Genomic DNA, 17,951 nt, shown 5'->3' on the forward strand with positions numbered 1-17,951 from the left:
CGGCATTCCGGGCGGCGTTGCTCCGCATCGGGGCAGACCGGCACCGCTTTGTGCTGACCAATCACCACATCGTGGTCGACGGCTGGTCATTGCCGATCCTCTTGGCGGAGATATTCGCCAGCTATTACGGTCAGCCGCTGGCCCCGGCGGGGTCGTATCGCCGGTTCGTGACCTGGCTGGCCGAGCGAGATCTGGATGCCGCCCACGCCGCGTGGCGCCAGGTGCTGGACGGCTTCGACAGCCCCGCTCTGGTCAGCTCGGGACACAGGTTGGCGCTCGGCACCCGTGCCGTCGAATCGTTCCTGCTGCCCGCCGAGACCATGCGGGCCATGAGCGAGCTGGCCCGCTCCTGCCAGACCACCGCAAACACGGTGCTGCAAGGCGCCTTCGCCCAGCTGCTGTGCTGGCTGACCGGCCAGCACGACGTGGCATTCGGTACCACCGTGTCGGGCAGGCCGGCCGATGTCGCCGGGGCGGAGTCGATGGTCGGGCTGATGATCAACACGGTGCCGGTCCGGGCGCGTCTGACACCCACCACCACCGCCACCGAGCTGCTGGAGCAACTGCAGAACACCAACAACCACACGCTCGAGCACCAGCACCTCGCGCTCAGCGAGATCCACCGCATCACCGGGCACGAGCAGCTGTTCGACACCCTGTTCGTGTACGAGAACTACCCGATGGACGCCGCCGCCCTGGCGGGCGATGACGAGCTGGTGGTCACCGAGTTCACCAGCCACGAGTCCACTCACTACCCGCTCTCCATCGTGGCCTTGCCGGGCAGTGAACTGCGCCTTCGAGTCGAATTCGACACCGCCGTGTTCGACGGCGCCGCCATCGGCGCGCTGGTCGAGCGGTTGCAGCAGGTGCTGGCGGTCATGGCCGCCGACCCGGCGCGGCCGCTGTCTTCCATCGATCTGCTGGACGAGCGTGAGTATGCCCGCCTGCAGCAGTTCGGCAACCGGGCGGTGCTGGCGCAACCTGCTCCCGCGGCGACGTCGGTTCCGGAGTTGTTCGGGGCGCAGGTGCTGCGGGCCCCGGAGGCGGTGGCGCTGGTGTGTGGCGACCGCTCCTGGAGTTACCGCGAGCTGGATGAGGCCGCCAATCGGCTGGCGCATTTGTTGGCCGGAAATGGGGTTGGCCCGGGCGCGTGTGTGGCGCTGTTGCTCCCGCGGTCGGCCGAGGCGATCGTGGCGATCTTGGCGGTGCTCAAGACCGGGGCCGCCTACCTGCCCATTGATCCCGCCGTGCCGGCGGCGCGGTTGGAGTTCATGCTCGGCGATGCTCGGCCGGTCGCCGCGGTGACCACCGCGCAGTTGCATGCGCGGCTGGACGGGTTCGGCGGACTGGCGGTCATCGATATCGATGATCCGGCGGCGGCGACCCAACCGAGCACAGGGTTGGCGGCGCCGGCCGCTGACGACGTGGCGCACATCATCTACACGTCGGGCACGACGGGCACACCCAAGGGAGTGGCGGTCACCCAGCAGAACGTGACTCAACTGTTCGCCGGTCTGGACATCGGTGTGGAGTTGGGGCCGGACCAGGTGTGGACGCAGTTCCATTCCTATGCGTTCGACTTCTCGGTGTGGGAGATCTGGGGCGCCCTGCTGCACGGGGGGCGGCTGGTGGTGGTGCCCGACTCGGTGGCGCGCGCGCCGGAAGACTTCCACGCCCTGCTGGTGGCGCAGCGGGTCACCGTCTTGACCCAGACCCCGTCCGCGGTGGGGGTGCTTTCGCCGGAGGGACTGGAGTCGACGGCCTTGGTGATCGGGGCCGAGCCCTGCCCGCCGGAGTTGGTCGACCGGTGGGCGCCGGGGCGGGTGATGGTCAATGTCTACGGCCCCACGGAGACCACGATGTGGGCCGCGAAGAGTGTGCCGTTGGTGGCGGGGGCTGGGGCACCGCCCATCGGGTCGCCGGTACCTGGGGCGGCGTTTGCGGTGCTGGACGGGTGGTTGCGTCCGGTGCCGGTGGGGGTGGTCGGCGAGTTGTATGTGGCCGGCCGCGGAGTCGGCGTGGGGTACTGGCGTCGGGCCGGGTTGAGCGCGTCGCGGTTCGTGGCGTGCCCGTTCGGAGCGCCGGGCGCACGGATGTACCGCACCGGCGATTTGGTGCGCTGGCGTGCCGACGGACAGCTGGACTACCTGGGTCGTGCCGACGAGCAGGTCAAGATCCGCGGGTACCGCATCGAACTTGGCGAAATCCAAACGGCGCTCACGAGTTTGGATGGAGTGACGCAGGCGGCGGTGATCGCCCATGAGGACCGCCCGGGGGAGAAGCGTCTGGTGGGATATGTCACCGGCACCGTCGACCCGGGCGAGGCGCGCGCCGCGCTGACCGAACGGCTCCCGGGCTACATGGTGCCCGCGGCGGTGGTGGCGCTCGAGGCGCTGCCGTTGACACCCAACGGCAAGCTCGACACTCGCGCCCTGCCGGCTCCGGAGTACCAGGACACGGATCGATATCGCGCCCCGGCCAACCCGACCGAAGAAATCCTTGCCGGTGCTTACGCCGAAGTGCTCGGTATTGAACGCGTCGGGGTCGACGACTCCTTCTTCGACCTGGGTGGGGATTCGCTGTCGGCCATGCGCCTGATCGCGGCGATCAACACCAGCCTCGAGGCGAATCTCCCGGTGCGGGCCTTGTTCGAGGCGCCCACGGTGGCCCAGTTGGCCCCTCGCATCGGGACCGAAAGCGGCGGCCTGCGGCCCCTGGTGCCCGGTGAGCGGCCCCCGGTGGTGCCGTTGTCGTTTGCGCAGAACCGGTTGTGGTTCCTGGACCAATTGCAGGGCCCGTCACCGGTTTACAACATGGCGATGGCCTTGCGGCTGCGCGGACGGCTGGATGCCGAGGCGTTTGGTGCGGCGCTGTCCGATGTGGTTGCCCGCCACGAAAGCCTGCGCACACTGTTCTCGGCGCCCGACGGGATACCGCAGCAGGTCGTGGCATCCGCCGAGCAAGCGGACATCGGCTGGCAGGTCGTCGAGGCCGGCGCATGGTCGCAGGAGCAGTTGGGCGTGGCGATCGGCGCCGTGGCGCAGTACACCTTCGATCTGGCCTCCGAAATCCCATTGCGCGCAAGGCTTTTCGCCGTCAGCGACGATGAGCACGTGCTGGTCGCGGTGGTGCACCACATCGCCGCCGACGGCTGGTCGTTGCGGCCGCTGGTACGTGATCTGGGCGTGGCCTATGCCAGCCGGCGCGCGGGGCGGGCCCCCGACTGGCCCGCCTTGCCGGTGCAATATGTCGACTACACACTGTGGCAGCGCGAAATCCTCGGCGATCTGGAAGACAGCCACAGCCGCATCGCCGCCCAGCTGGCCTATTGGGAGGATGCGCTGGCCGGGATGCCGGAGCGCTTGCAGCTGCCTACCGATCGGCCGTATCCGCAGGTTGCCGATCAGCGGGGCGCCCGGGTGGCGGTGGAGTGGCCGGCCGAGTTGCAGCGGCAGGTCACCCGCGTGGCGAGGGAACACAACGCCACGAGTTTCATGGTCGTTCAGGCCGCCCTTGCCGCGTTGCTTTCCCAAATCAGCGCCAGCCCCGATGTGGCGGTCGGTTTCCCGATCGCTGGACGCCGCGACGCCGCGCTCGACGAACTGGTGGGCTTCTTCGTCAACACGTTGGTGCTGCGTGTCGACGTGGCCGGTGATCCCAGCTTCGCCGAGCTGCTCGGGCAGGTGCGACGGCGCAGCCTCGCCGCATACGAGCACCAGGACGTGCCCTTCGAGGTGTTGGTGGACCGGCTCAACCCGACCCGAAGCCTCGCCCATCACCCGCTGGTCCAGGTCATGCTGGCTTGGCAGAACCTGCCCGGATCCGGCAGTGCCGCCGACGATTTGGCCTTCGGTGATCTGCAGGTGACGCCGTTGCCGGTGGACACCCGGGCCGCCCGCATGGATCTGACCTTCTCGTTGGCCGAGCGCTTCGGCGAGGACGGGGCGCCCGCCGGGATCGACGGCGCGGTGGAATACCGCACCGACGTGTTCGACGCGGACAGCATCCACACCCTGATCGTGCGGTTCCGCCGCGTGTTGATGGCCGTGACCGCCGACCCGGCGCGGCGGCTGTCGGCGGCCGAGTTGCTCGACGACGCGGAGCACGCGCGGCTCGACGACATGGGCAACCGGGCGGTGCTGACCCGGCGGGTGGCTGCGCCGGTGTCGATTCCGGCGTTGTTCGGCGCGCAGGTGGCCCGCACCCCGGAGGCTGTGGCGCTCAGCTGCGGTCAGCGGTCGTGGACCTACCGGGAACTCGACGAAGCCGCTAACCGGTTGGCGCACCTGCTGGCCGGCAACGGTGTCGGCCCGGGTCGGTGTGTGGCGCTGCTGTTCTCCCGGTCGGCCGAGGCGATCGTGGCCATCTTGGCGGTGCTCAAAACCGGGGCGGCGTATCTGCCGATCGATCCCACGCTGCCGACGGCGCGCATCGCGTTCATGCTCGGCGACGCCGCGCCGGCGGCCGCGATCACCACCGACGAGCACGCGGGACAGCTACAAGGCCATGGCGTGCTGGTCATCGATGTGAGCGACCCGACCATCGAGGGCCGACCCAGCACGGCGCTGCCCGCGCCGGAGGCCGACGAGATCGCGTACCTCATCTTTACGTCCGGGACCACCGGCGTGCCCAAGGGAGTCGCGGTCACCCACCGCAACGTCGCCCAGCTGATGGAGCCGTTGGATGCCGGCCTGCCGTCCGGGGCGGTATGGGCGCAGTGGCACTCCTACGTGTTCGACGTCTCGGTCTCGGAGATCTTCGGCGCGTTGTTGCATGGTGGGCGCCTGGTGGTGGTGCCCGAGACGGTGGCCCGCTCACCGGAGGACCTCCATGACATGCTGCGGGCCGAGCACGTCGACGTGCTGAGTCAGACCCCGTCCGCGGTGGCGATGTTGTCGCCGCAGGGGCTGGACTCGATGGCGTTGGTCGTCGCCGGTGAAGCGTGTTCCGCCGAGGTCGTGGATCGGTGGGCGCCCGGCCGGGTGATGATCAACGCCTACGGTCCCACCGAAGCCACCGTGTATGCGGCGATCAGCGCTCCGTTGGTCGCGGGGTCGGGTGCGCCGTCGATCGGGTCGCCGGTGCCGGGGGCGGCGTTGTTCGTCCTCGATGGGTGGTTGCGTCGGGTGCCCGCCGGTGTGGTGGGTGAGTTGTATGTCGCCGGCGATGGCGTCGCGGTGGGTTATCTGCGCCGGCCCGGGTTGTCCGCGTCGCGGTTTGTGGCGTGTCCGTTCGGTGGTGTTGGCGTGCGGATGTATCGGACCGGGGATCTGGTGCGGTGGCGCGCCGACGGGCAGTTGGATTATCTGGGTCGTGCCGATGAGCAGGTCAAGATCCGCGGGTATCGCATCGAATTGGGCGAGATCCAGACGGCGTTGATGGGTGTGGACGGTGTGGACCAGGCGGCGGTGATCGCGCGCGAGGACCGCCCCGGCGACAAGCGCCTGGTCGGCTATGTCACCGGGACGGTCGACCCGGCCAGCGCGCGCGCCGCGGTGGCAGACCGGCTACCGGGCTACATGGTCCCGGCCGCGGTGGTGGTGATCGACGCGCTGCCATTGACCGTCAACGGCAAGCTCGATGCTCGGGCGTTGCCAGCGCCGGATTATGCCGATCAGGAGCATTATCGGGCGCCGGGTGGCGCGGTCGAGGAGGTCCTGGCCGGCATTTATGCGGAGGTGCTGGGGCTGGCGCGGGTCGGGGTTGATGATTCGTTCTTCGAGCTCGGTGGCGACAGCATCTTGTCGATGCAGGTGGTGGCGCGGGCGCGGGCGGCGGGGCTGGTGTGCAAGCCGCGTGACATTTTCGTCGAGCAGACGGTGGCCCGGTTGGCGCGCGTCGCCGGGGTGGCCCAGGCCGAGGGCTTGGTTGATGAGGGCGTCGGGCCGGTGGTGGCTACGCCGATCATGCGTTGGCTGGCCGAGGTCGCTGGTCCGGTTGATCAGTTCAATCAGACGGTGGTGGTGCAGGCTCCGGCAGGGGCGACCGAGGCGGACGTGGTGGTGGTGGTGCAGGCGCTGCTGGATCGGCACGCCGTGCTGCGGTTGCGCGTCGAAGACGATGGTGCCCGGGCCTGGTCGATGCGGGTGCCCGAGGCCGGTTCGGTGGACGCCGCTTCGTGCCTGCAACGGGTGGAGGTGCTCTCCGACGAGGCGCTCGTCGCGGCCCGCGCGCGGCTGAACCCCGTCGCCGGACTGATGCTCAGCGCATTGTGGGCCGCCTCGACGGGCCAGCTGGTGTTGATGATTCACCACCTGGCAATCGATGGCGTGTCGTGGCGAATCGTGTTGGAGGACCTCAACATCGCCTGGGCACAGCATCGCGGCGGACAACCGATAGCGCTACCGGTGACCGGCACGTCGTTCGCCCGCTGGGCGCAGCTACTCGACGAGCACGCCCACACCGCGAAAGTCGTTGACACGGCGCAGATGTGGCAGCGTGTCGCGGCGACCCCTGCGGCGCTGCCGGCGGTGCAGCCCGACGATACCTATGAGACCGCCGGGCGCTTGTCGATGTCGCTGGACGACGCCGAGACGACCCGGATGCTCCTCGGCGAGGTGCCCGCCGCGTTCCACGCCGGCATACACGAGATCTTGTTGATCGCGTTCGCGTTGGCGACGGCGGAATTTTTGGGCGCCGGCGGCGGCCCGATCGCGATCGACGTCGAAGGCCACGGGCGCCACGAGGAGCTGGCCTCCGGTGTGGACCTGTCGCGCACGGTGGGCTGGTTCACCACCAAATACCCCGTGGCATTGACCGTCGGCAGCCTGTCCTGGACGCAGGTGATCGCGGGCGACGCGGAGCTCGGGGCGGTGATCAAGGACGCCAAGGAGCAGCTTCGTGCCCTCCCCGACGGGCTCACCTATGGTTTGCTGCGCTACCTGAACGCTCAGGTCGACCTCGAGGGCTCCGACCCGTCCATCGGTTTCAACTATTTCGGGCGCATGGGCGGGTCGGCGGACCTATCGGGTGACGGCTGGGGGATCAGCCCGGACGGCTTGTGGGTTACCGAAGCGGCCACGGCTATACCGATGCCGCTGATGCACACCGTGGACCTCAATGCGGGCACCATCGACACCGAGGCCGGGCTGCGCCTGCAAGCCAATTGGACATGGGCGCCGTCGGCGCTGGACGAAGGGCAGATCGCCCGGTTGAGCCGGTTGTGGTTCGACGCCCTGGCCGGCATCTGCGCGCACGTGCGGCGCGGTGGGGGTGGACTGACCCCCTCAGATATCGCGCCCGCCCGGTTGAGCCAGCAGCAGATCGACGACCTGCAACGGCGACACGCGGTCGCCGACATCCTGCCGTTGACCCCGCTGCAGCAGGGGCTGCTCTTCCACGCCCGCACCGCGCCCGGCAGCGCGGACGACCTGTACGCCGTGCAGCTGAACATCGCGGTGACCGGCGCACTTGACCCGTACCGGCTGCGCGATGCGGTGCACACGGTGGTCAAGCGGCACCCGCATCTCGTAGCCCGGTTCTGTCCGCAATTCGACGTGCAGATCATTCCGGCTGATCCCGGGCCGCCCTGGCGCTATATCTACCTCACCGGGTCGGGGGAGGGCGAGATCGACCGGCAGATCGAGCAAGTCTGTGCTGCCGAACGCGCCGCGGTCTGCGAGCTCGACGGCGAGCCGGCCTTCCGCGTCGCGTTGGTGCGCATCAGCGCCAACCGGCACCGCTTTGTGCTGACCAATCACCACATCGTGGTCGACGGCTGGTCGTTGCCGATCCTGATGGGCGAGATCTTCGCCAGCTATCACGGCCAGCCGCTGGGCGCCGCCGGCTCGTTCCGCCGGTTTGTGACCTGGCTGGCCGAGCGTGATCTGGATGCCGCCCACGCGGCCTGGCGCGAGGCGCTGGACGGCTTTGACACCCCCGCTCTGGTCAGCTCGGGGCACCGGTTGTCGGGCACCCGGGGCGCGGCATCCTTCGGGCTGCCCGCCGAGATCACGGGGGCCGTCGGCGACTTGGCCCGGTCATGTCAGACCACCGTCAATACGGTGCTGCAGGCCGCCTATGCCCAGCTGCTGTGCTGGCTGACCGGCCAGCAGGACGTCGCATTCGGTACCACCGTTTCGGGTAGGCCGGGCGACCTCGTCGGCGCCGAGTCGATGGTGGGCCTGCTGATCAACACGGTGCCGGTGCGGGCGCGTCTGACACCCGCCACCACCGCGATCGAGCTGCTGGAGCAACTGCGGGACACCAACAACCACACGCTCGAGCACCAGCACCTCGCGCTCAGCGATATCCACCGCATCACCGGTCACGAGCAGCTGTTCGACACGCTGTTCGCCTATGAGAACTACCCCGTGGACGCCGCCGCACTGGCCGCCAACGAGGAACTGGCGATCGGCGATATCGCTCGGCACGAATCCACCCACTACCCGTTGACGGTACAAGTCCTGCCCGGGAGCGAACTCGGCCTTCGCGTCGAATTCGACACCGGCGTATTCGATCACTCCGATATCGAAACGCTGATCGACCGGTTGCAGTGGGTGCTGGTGGCGATGGCCTCCGAACCCCACCGGCGGCTCTCGGCGATCGATTTGCTGGGTAGCGACGGCAATGCCCGCCTGAAGGAACTGGGTAACCAGGCGGCGTCGACCCGGTCCGCGCCCGAGCCGGTCTCGATTCCGGCGCTGTTCGCCGCGCAGGTGGCGCGTTCACCGGAGTCCGTGGCGCTGGTGTGCGGTGAGCGCACGTGGACCTACCGCGAGCTGGATCAGTCCGCCAATCGACTCGCGCAGCTGCTGGTCGCGCGGGGCGCGGGCCCGGGCGAGTGCGTCGCGGTGTTGTTCCGGAGGTCGGCTGAGGCGATCGTGGCGATCTTGGGCGTGCTCAAGAGCGGGGCCGCCTACCTGCCGATCGACCCGGCGTTGCCGGTGGCGCGGATCGGGTTCATGGTGGCCGACGCCGCGCCGATCGCCGCGGTCACCACCGCGGGGCTGGCCGACCGATTCGGCGGGTATGACGTGCTGGTCATCGACGTCGATGACCCCGTTGTCGACAGCCAGCCCAGCGCCGCACCGCCGGTGCCGGCCCCCGACGACATCGCGCACATCATCTACACCTCGGGCACGACGGGTGCGCCCAAGGGAGTGGCGATCACCCACCAGAACGTGGCCCAACTGCTCGACTCGCTCGGCGCGGGCCTGCCTTCCGGACAGGTGTGGACGCAATGTCACTCCTACGCGTTCGACTTCTCGGTCTGGGAGATCTGGGGCGCTCTCCTGCACGGAGAACGCCTGGTGGTGGTGCCCGAAGAGGTCGCGGCCTCCCCTGACGACTTCCAGGCCTTGATGGTGGCGCAGCGGGTGAACGTGCTGACCCAGACGCCGTCGGCGGTGGTGGCGCTCTCGCCCGAGGCCTTGGCGTCGACAGCGTTGCTGGTTGGTGGTGAGCCCAGCCCGGCCGAGCTGGTTGACCGGTGGGCGCCGGGCCGGGTGATGGTCAACGCCTATGGTCCGACAGAGACCACCGTGTACGCGGCCATGACTGCGCCACTGGTGGCCGGATCGGGGACACCGCCCATCGGGTCGCCCGTCTCGGGTGCGGCGTTGTTTGTGCTGGACGGGTGGTTGCGGTCGGTACCGGCCGGGGTGGTCGGCGAGTTGTATGTGGCCGGTTGGGGCGTGGCGTGCGGTTATGTGAGCAGGGCAGGCTTGACCTCCTCGCGCTTCGTGGCCTGCCCATTCGGAGCGCCGGGCACCCGGATGTATCGCACCGGGGATTTGGTGCGGTGGCGTGCCGACGGGCAGCTGCAGTATGTGGGCCGGGCCGATGAGCAGGTCAAGATCCGCGGTTACCGCATCGAACTGACTGAGATCCAGGAGGCGTTGTCCGCGCTTGACGGAGTGGCGCAGGCGGTGGTGGTCGCCCGTGCGGACCGCCCGGGTGAGAAGCGTCTGGTGGGGTATGTCACCGGCACAATCGATCTGGCGGCGGCGCGCGCCGCGCTGACCGAACGGCTCCCCGGCTACATGGTCCCGACGCTGGTGACGCTCGACGCGCTGCCGTTGACGCCCAACGGCAAGGTCGACGTCCGCAGCCTGCCGGCGCCCGGACACACCGCGGGCCAGTATCGCGCCCCGAGCACCCCCATCGAGGAGACCCTGGCCGGGATTTTCGCCGACGTCCTCGGCATCGACCGAGTCGGAGTCGACGAATCGTTCTTCGATCTCGGTGGCGACAGCATTTCGGCGATGCGCGTGATCGCCGCGGTCAACGACGGCCTGGATGTTGATCTTGCGGTACCCGCGCTGTTTGAAGCGCCCACGGTGCAAGCTTTGAGTCACCGGTTGCAGACCCACCCGGCTTCCACTCACGAAGTGGTTCCCCTTCAGTATCTGAAGGGCGGTAGCGGCACCCCGCTGTTCTGCGTCCATCCGGCAGGGGGGGTGAGTTGGCCGTACCAGGCGCTCGGCAATCACGTGGACTGCCCGATAATCGGAATTCAGCAGATTCGGCGGCCCGAAGAGCCTCAACCTCAATCGATTTCGGATATGGCCAAAACCTATGCCGACCGGATCCAAAGCATTCATCCCGACGGGCCTTACCACCTCCTCGGCTGGTCTTACGGGGGTGTGATCGCTCATCAGCTCGCGGTCGAGCTTCGACAACGCGGAAGCGTCGCAAACCTGTTCCTTCTGGACGCTCAGCCGATCATCGACAGCAGCATGGCCCTGCGCGACTACGCTCTGGACGAAGCTCAGATCGTGAAAGAAATCCTGGAGTTCTACGGCGTAACCACGCCCGAACCGAATGAGTCGTTGACGTACGAGCAGATCGAAGATCTCATTCGCCAACAAGAAGCCATTGAGCTCTCCCGGCACAAAGATCTGCTGAATCTGCTCGTTCAGAACCTGAACACCAATCTCGCGTTCTATCGGGCTCACGAACCCGGCATTCTGGACGGCGATATGACGGTCTTTTCCGCTATGCGAGACGACAGCGATCGCGGTAACCATCTTCGGCAGAGTTGGCGGCCCTACGCTACGGGCGACATCGCCGTGTACGAAGTCGACTGCACGCACAATGAGATGCTGACCACCGAATCGACCGGTATGTACGGTAAGCAACTCCAGCGCCTGCTCGACCTGGATCTCTCGCGGCGCGATGGCAAGCTCTAGCGTTGCGGCAGCGGTGATTTCGACTTCGATATCTGCGTCGGCGCCCATAGCGCGTTCGACCGTCGAATTCAGAGGATGTTGAAGCCCTCGGCCAACTGCGAGATCCCGACCACCGTGAACACAGTCACCAGGATCTGCCGGTGGTAGGCGCGCACCCAGTCATGCAGCTGTCGCAGGAGGGCCTCGGTGCGGGCCGGCGCGGCCACATAACCCACCAGGATCATCTCGACTACGGAATACATCAACAGGAAGAAGGCGATGGAGGCGCTGACCTGTGCCGCGATCGGGGCCCTCGAGGCCACGATGATCGCGAGGATGAAGAAAACGCCATCGACCGGCACCGAGGCCAACCCGATCACCCACGCGATCCACAGCGATCCTGCCTCCCACGCGCAGTGGCCGCGGTGGAGCAGGCGCCGCAGCGGCGAACGGTCGTCGGCAGAAACATCCCGCGCGCGGCTGAGGAATCGTGGAACGGCGATCGGCGTATCCGGGGCCGGCCCGAGCGCCGAGTCCCCACGGCTCATTGCTCGCGCCTCGGCGCGCTGGCGCGTCGAAAACCGCACGGCCAGCACCGCGGCGATCGTCAAACCCAGCACACCTAGGCCGATTTGAATTCGCGGGAGGGCGGAGCTGGCCGCCGGGGTCGCCGAAGCGTGCCCAAACGAGCCGAACAGCGACGTGAAGTTGAGCAGGACCAGCGGCACAACCAGTTCGGGTATGCATACGGTGAGCCCGCCGATCCAGTAGGCGAGCAAATTCGGCGCGGGCCGCGGGCGGGAGATCATCAGAAGGGCCAGGCCCAGGCGCACCGGATTGAGCGCAGCCAGAACACCCAAACTCAGGACCGACCCCCACATCGCCACGACTGTACCCAATCCTGCAGAGGTCAAACACCGAGTCGGTGTCGCGTCGCGAACCCCGTTCGCGTGCAACGTGTTCGAGCGGCTGACAAACGAGCCGGCGCCGGTCGAAAGGGCTTGGCGGGCATCGCCGGGGCGGGCCCAGCGGTCGTGGCGAACCGTTCCGGTTGAAACCTGTTGCGCCACGGCGGTTTATGTTCGCCCGACGGCGCCGCCTGAGGTTCACCGGCGAAAACCGCAAGGCGGGGTGCCCGCAGCGATCAGCTCGCGACCTGGTGACGGCCAGGAATCACCGATTACCCGTTGGCCGGCAACCGGCGAGCCGACGCATGTCACAGCGGCCGTCTGGGCGATTCCATTCGGGCAACGGTAGGGTCGAAGGCGTGTGCGGAGTCACCGGGGAGGTACGGCTCGACGGGCAAGCGCCCGACGTAGCGGCGGTCTCAGCGATGGCCGCCGTGCTGACGCCACGGGGCCCGGATACAGGCGGCGCCTGGTCGCAGGGCCGGGTGGCGCTCGGCCACCGTCGCCTCAAAATCATCGACCTGACCGAAGCCGGCGCCCAGCCGATGGTCGACTCGGAGCTGGGGCTGTCCCTGGCCTGGAACGGCTGCATCTACAACTACAAGGAGTTGCGGCAAGAACTCAGCGGGTACGGCTACCGCTTCTTCTCGCACAGCGACACCGAAGTTCTGATCAAGGCCTACCACCGGTGGGGCGACGATTTCGTGAGCCACCTGTTCGGCATGTTCGCCTTCGCCATCGTCGAACGCGACAGCGGGCGGGTGCTGCTGGGCCGTGACCGGCTCGGCATCAAGCCGCTGTACCTGACCGAGGACGGCCATCGGGTCCGGTTCGCGTCCACGCTGCCCGCCCTGTTGGCCGGCGGCGGCGTGGACACCCGCATCGATCCGGTCGCCCTGCACCACTACATGAGCTTCCACTCGGTGGTGCCCGCGCCGAACACCATCCTGCGCGGCGTCCGCAAGGTGCCGCCGGCATCGCTGGTCGCCATCGAGCCCGACGGCAAGCGCACCGTCACCACCTACTGGGCGCCCGACTTCACCCGCCACGCCGACCGCGCCGGCTGGTCGGAGCGCGACTGGGAAGACGCCGTGCTGTCCACGCTGCGGCTGGCGGTCAAGCGCCGCCTGGTCGCCGACGTGCCGGTCGGTTGCCTGCTGTCCGGCGGCGTGGACTCCAGCCTGATCGTGGGTCTGCTCGCCGAGGCCGGCCAGCACGGGTTGTCGACCTTCTCCATCGGTTTCGAGTCGGCGGGCGGCGTCAAGGGCGACGAGTTCCAGTACTCCGACATCGTGGCCAAGCGCTTCGAGACCGACCACCACCAGATCCGCATCGAGACCGACCGGATGCTGCCCGCGCTCGACGGTGCCATCGGCGCGATGAGCGAGCCGATGGTCAGCCACGACTGCGTCGCCTTCTACCTGCTCAGTCAGGAAGTGGCGCGGCACGTCAAGGTCGTGCAGTCCGGCCAGGGCGCCGACGAGGTGTTCGCCGGCTACCACTGGTACCCGCCGATGGGCGAGCCCGCCGCGGCGACCCTGGACGGTGCCGTCGCGCAATATCGCGGCGCCTTCTTCGACCGCGACACCGCCGGGGTCTCAGCCCTGGTCGGATCGGGCATCGTCGCGCCCGACGACCCGAGCCTGCGATTCGTCACCGAGCATTTCGCCCAGGCCGGCGCCGAGACCGGTATCGACCGCGCGCTGCGGCTCGACACCACGGTGATGCTGATCGATGACCCGGTGAAGCGGGTCGACAACATGACGATGGCGTGGGGGTTGGAAGGCCGGGTGCCGTTCCTCGACCACGATTTGGTCGAGCTGGCAGCGACCTGCCCGCCGGAACTGAAGATCGCCCACGAAGGCAAGGGCGTCCTGAAACAGGCTGCGCGACGGGTGATTCCGTCCGAGGTCATCGATCGCCCCAAGGGCTACTTCCCGGTCCCGGCGCTGACCCACCTCGAAGGGCCCTACCTCGACATGGTCCGCGACGCCCTCTACGCACCCACCGCCAAGGAACGCGGCCTGTTCAACACCGACGCGGTCGACGCGTTACTGGCCAACCCCAACGGCAAGCTGACCCCGCTGCGCGGCAACGAGCTCTGGCAGATCGCCCTGCTCGAGCTGTGGTTGCAGCGCCACGGTGTCACCGGCCCGGTCGCATGACCATGGCCGATCCGTCCGGCGGCCACGACCACACCGAGGCGATCACCCTCGGCCTGCACGACGCGTCGCCACCCGAGCTGGTCGACGCGATGGCCAAGGACGTCGAGCTCGAATTGGGTTGGGGCCGGCTGATTTTCGGGCAGACCTTCGCCAATTCGCAGGAACTGGTCGAAGCGCTGCGCCGCGAGGGTCCCGGGCGCCGCGACATCTGCATCTACGCCCGCGAATCCCACGTCGTGGTCGCCGAGGCGCCCACCGAGCTGTTCATCGACCCCAGCCACACCTACCGGCTGCGCTTCACCCCGACGACGAAAAACCTTGCGCCACCGCCGCTTGGCGTCACGGTCCGCACCCTCAACGACCCGATCGATGCCGACGCCATGAATCGCGTCTACGTGCGCTGCGGCATGGTCCCGGCCGGGGTCGACGTGATCTGGCACAACCATCAACACCTGCCCGCGGTGAAGTACCTGCTGGCGGTGCGCGACGAGGACGGCGCGGTCGTCGGCACCGTTACCGGCGTCGACCACGAGCTGCTGTTCAACGACCCGGAAGAGGGATCGAGCCTGTGGACCCTGGCGGTGGATCCGGCAGCGGGGCTGCCCGGGGTGGGTGGCGCCCTCACCAAGGCGCTGGCCGAACACTTCCGCAGCGAGGGCCGGGCCTACATGGATCTGTCGGTGGCGCACGACAATGCCGCCGCCATCGGCCTGTACGAGAAGCTGGGTTTCCGTCGCGTCCCGGTGCTGGCGATCAAGCGCAAGAACGCGATCAACGAGCCACTGTTCAGTCCGCCGCCCGAGACCATCGACGACCTCAACCCGTACGCCCGCATCATCGCCGACGAGGCGCTGCGCCGCGGGATCTGGGTCGAGGTGCTCGACGCCGAGACCGGCGAGATGCGCCTGACCCACGGCGGCCGCAGCGTGCTCACCCGTGAATCCCTGTCCGAGTACACCTCCGCCGTGGCCATGTGCCGCTGCGACGACAAGCGGCTGACGCGGCGCCTGGTCGCCGAGGCGGGCATCACCGTGCCCCGCGCGCGACTGGCCACGTTCGATGAGAGCGATTTCGCGTTCCTCAAGGAGGTCGGCGAGGTCGTCGTCAAACCGACGCGTGGCGAGCAGGGCAAGGGCATCACGGTCGGGGTCGTCCCGGACAACGGGCCCGACGACCTCAGCTCGGCGCTGGCGCGGGCCCGCCAGCACTACCCGGACGTGCTGATCGAGCAGCGGGTCACCGGCGACGACCTTCGCCTCGTGGTGATCGACGGACGCGTCGTCGCCGCCGCGCTGCGGATGCCCCCGGAGATCATCGGCACGGGCGAGCACAGCGTTCGGGATTTGATCGCCGCCGAGAGTCGGCGGCGCTCTGCGGCCACCGGCGGTGAGTCCCGCATCCCGCTCGACGACCTCACCGAGTCGACGATCGCCGAAGCCGGCTGGCAGCTCGACGACGTGCTGCCGCAGGGGACTCGGCTGCGGGTTCGGCGCACCGCCAACCTGCATCAGGGCGGCACCATCCACGACGTGACCGCGCACGTGAACAGCGAGCTGTGCCGAGTCGCGGTGACGGCGGCCGAAGCGATCGGCATCCCGGTGACCGGCATCGACTTACTGGTGCCCGACGTCACAGGCGCCGAGTACGCCTTCATCGAGGCCAACGAGCGCCCGGGGCTGGCCAACCACGAGCCCCAGCCGACGGCCGCGGCCTTCATCGACTTCCTCTTCCCCGGCCACCCCGGCCAGCCGCAGGCCTGGACTCCCGAGGAGTCCCGCTCCGAGCGTGGCTGACGCCCGCGGCGGCGCAGGTGCGGTACCCGGCCGAGGGCTAACGACGGGCTCGGGTGGGTAAATCCTCTGTCACACCAGAACGGAGACCGCATGAGTGCGAGCGCGCAAACCAAAACCATCTCGACGCAGGTGCCCGCGCGGCTGGACCGGCTGCCGTGGTCGCGGTTTCACTGGCGCGTCGTCGTGGGCCTGGGCGGGGTGTGGGTGCTCGACGGGCTCGAGGTCACCATGGTCGGCAACGTGTCGGCCCGGCTCATGGAACACAACAGCGGCATCGCGCTGAACGCCGCGCAGATCGGCATGGCGGCCGCGATCTACATCGCCGGGGCGTGCTCGGGGGCGCTGTTCTTCGGCCACCTGACCGATCGGTTCGGCCGGCGAAACCTCTTCATCATCACCCTGGCCATCTATTTGGTGGCCACGGTCGCCACCGCGTTCGCCTTCGCCCCGTGGTATTTCTTCCTGACCCGTTTCTTCACCGGCTCCGGCATCGGCGGCGAATACGCCGCCATCAATTCGGCCATCGACGAGCTGATTCCCGCGCGAGTGCGCGGTCGCGTCGACCTGATCATCAACGGAACCTATTGGCTGGGTTCGGCCGCCGGCGCGGGTGGCGCGCTGATCCTGCTGGACACGTCGCACTTCCCGCCCGACATCGGCTGGCGGCTCGCCTTCGGCATCGGCGCCATCCTCGGCATCTTCGTGCTGCTGGTGCGGCGCAACGTCCCGGAGAGCCCCAGGTGGCTGTTCATCCACGGCCGCGACGACGAGGCGGAGCAGATCGTCGGCGACATCGAAGCCGCGGTCGCGCACGAGACGGGCGAACCGCTGCCCGGACCGCAGGGCAAGGCGCTGCGGATCCGGCAGCGCACGGCGATTTCGTTCCGGGAGATCGCCGCCGTGGCGTTCAAGCTGTACCCACGCCGCGCGATCCTCGGACTGGCGCTGTTCATCGGGCAGGCGTTCCTCTACAACGGCGTCACGTTCAACCTCGGCACGCTGCTCAGCCAGTTCTACGACGTGCCGTCGGGCATGGTGCCGGTGTTCTTCGTGCTGTGGGCCCTCAGCAATTTCGCCGGACCGCTGGTGCTCGGGCACCTGTTCGACACCGTCGGCCGCAAGCCGATGATCACGCTGACCTACATCGGCTCCGGCGTGGCGGTGGTGGCGCTGGCGTTGGTCTTTGTCACCCAGGCCGGCGGCGTCTGGGCCTTCATCGGCCTGCTGATCGTCGCGTTCTTCCTGGCGTCGGCGGGTGCCAGCGCGGCGTACCTGACGGTCAGCGAGATCTTCCCGATGGAGACCAGGGCGCTGGCGATCGCGTTCTTCTACGCGATGGGCACGGCGATCGGCGGTATCACCGGCCCATTGCTGTTCGGTCAGCTGATCAACTCGGGCATGCGCAGCGAGGTTGTCTGGTCCTTCCTCATCGGGGCGGTCGTGATGGCCGCGGCCGGCCTGGTCGAACTGTGGCTCGGCATCGCCGCCGAGCAGCGCCCGCTCGAGGAACTCGCATTGCCGCTGACCGTGGAAGACGCTGAACGCCAAGAGGATTCGGAGCCGGCTACCGACTAGGCCGCTTTGCTACCGGCGCGGGATCAGCGGTTGTCGTCATCGCCGGTGGCGCGTTCGGTGAGCCCCTCCCGGGACAGCGCCCGGACGAATCCGTACGCCTGCATCCCGGCCGGGCCGGGATGGTCGAAGATCCATTCATTGATTTTTTCCAGCGCGTTGGCCAGGTCGTCGCGCTTGACCCGCACCAGGTAGGTCTTGCGGTCGTCGTCGGGATCCTCGAGGGAGTCCGCGACAGCGACGGGATTCTTGAACGCGTAGGCGATTCCGTGCACCGAGTCGTGGTTCAGTGCCCAGTGAATTTCACTGGGGCGCAGTCGATTCACCGCCAAATTACGGTAATCGTGGTCGTCGGCTGAACTGCTCACCGGGGCGGTGATCCTCTTCTGATTGCGGGGACGG

6 protein-coding genes (1 of these 6 only partly in view) are annotated in these 17,951 nt (G+C 68.2%); 4 read left to right on the forward strand and 2 right to left on the reverse strand.

The window, feature by feature from the left end:
- Positions 1-11,132, forward strand: partial view of a non-ribosomal peptide synthase/polyketide synthase gene (locus tag AC5Y30_RS21970; protein ID WP_499920948.1) — the end only. It extends 20,062 nt beyond the left edge of the window; the window shows 11,132 of its 31,194 coding nt (coding positions 20,063-31,194); its start codon lies off the left edge, out of view; the stop codon is at positions 11,130-11,132.
- Between the two features lie 68 nt (positions 11,133-11,200).
- Here AC5Y30_RS21970 and AC5Y30_RS21975 read toward each other — a convergent pair whose 3' ends face one another.
- Positions 11,201-11,992, reverse strand: a complete 792-nt coding sequence (locus AC5Y30_RS21975; protein WP_499920950.1) for a GAP family protein — start codon at positions 11,990-11,992, stop codon at positions 11,201-11,203.
- Between the two features lie 386 nt (positions 11,993-12,378).
- Between AC5Y30_RS21975 and AC5Y30_RS21980 the strand changes: the two genes are divergently transcribed.
- The 3 genes from AC5Y30_RS21980 to AC5Y30_RS21990 all read left to right on the forward strand — a co-directional run bounded on the left by AC5Y30_RS21980 (position 12,379) and on the right by AC5Y30_RS21990 (position 17,552).
- Complete coding sequence (locus AC5Y30_RS21980) at positions 12,379-14,184, forward strand: N-acetylglutaminylglutamine amidotransferase (RefSeq protein ID WP_499920952.1); 1,806 nt, start codon at positions 12,379-12,381, stop codon at positions 14,182-14,184.
- A complete protein-coding gene (gene ngg / locus AC5Y30_RS21985; protein ID WP_499920954.1) occupies positions 14,181-15,977 on the forward strand; it encodes an N-acetylglutaminylglutamine synthetase in 1,797 nt (598 codons plus the stop codon). Before AC5Y30_RS21980 ends, ngg begins: the two co-directional genes overlap by 4 nt.
- Before the next feature lie 90 nt (positions 15,978-16,067).
- Positions 16,068-17,552 (forward strand): MFS transporter, encoded by a 1,485-nt coding sequence (locus AC5Y30_RS21990; RefSeq protein ID WP_499920956.1) that lies wholly within the window; start codon positions 16,068-16,070, stop codon positions 17,550-17,552.
- 23 nt (positions 17,553-17,575) lie between these two features.
- Here the strand turns inward: AC5Y30_RS21990 and AC5Y30_RS21995 are convergent, their stop codons facing one another.
- Positions 17,576-17,917, reverse strand: a complete 342-nt coding sequence (locus tag AC5Y30_RS21995; RefSeq protein WP_499920958.1) for a hypothetical protein — start codon at positions 17,915-17,917, stop codon at positions 17,576-17,578.
- Positions 17,918-17,951 lie beyond the last annotated feature (34 nt).

The sequence above is a fragment of the Mycobacterium sp. NGS27 genome (genome assembly GCF_059813005.1).

What these genes read in the sequence shown, in the direction of transcription:
- AC5Y30_RS21975 (WP_499920950.1), bottom strand. Translation starts at nt 11,992, where the DNA reads ATGTGGGGGTCGGTCCTGAGTTTGGGTGTTCTGGCTGCGCTCAATCCG.
- ngg (WP_499920954.1), top strand. Translation starts at nt 14,181, where the DNA reads ATGACCATGGCCGATCCGTCCGGCGGCCACGACCACACCGAGGCGATC.
- AC5Y30_RS21990 (WP_499920956.1), top strand. Translation starts at nt 16,068, where the DNA reads ATGAGTGCGAGCGCGCAAACCAAAACCATCTCGACGCAGGTGCCCGCG.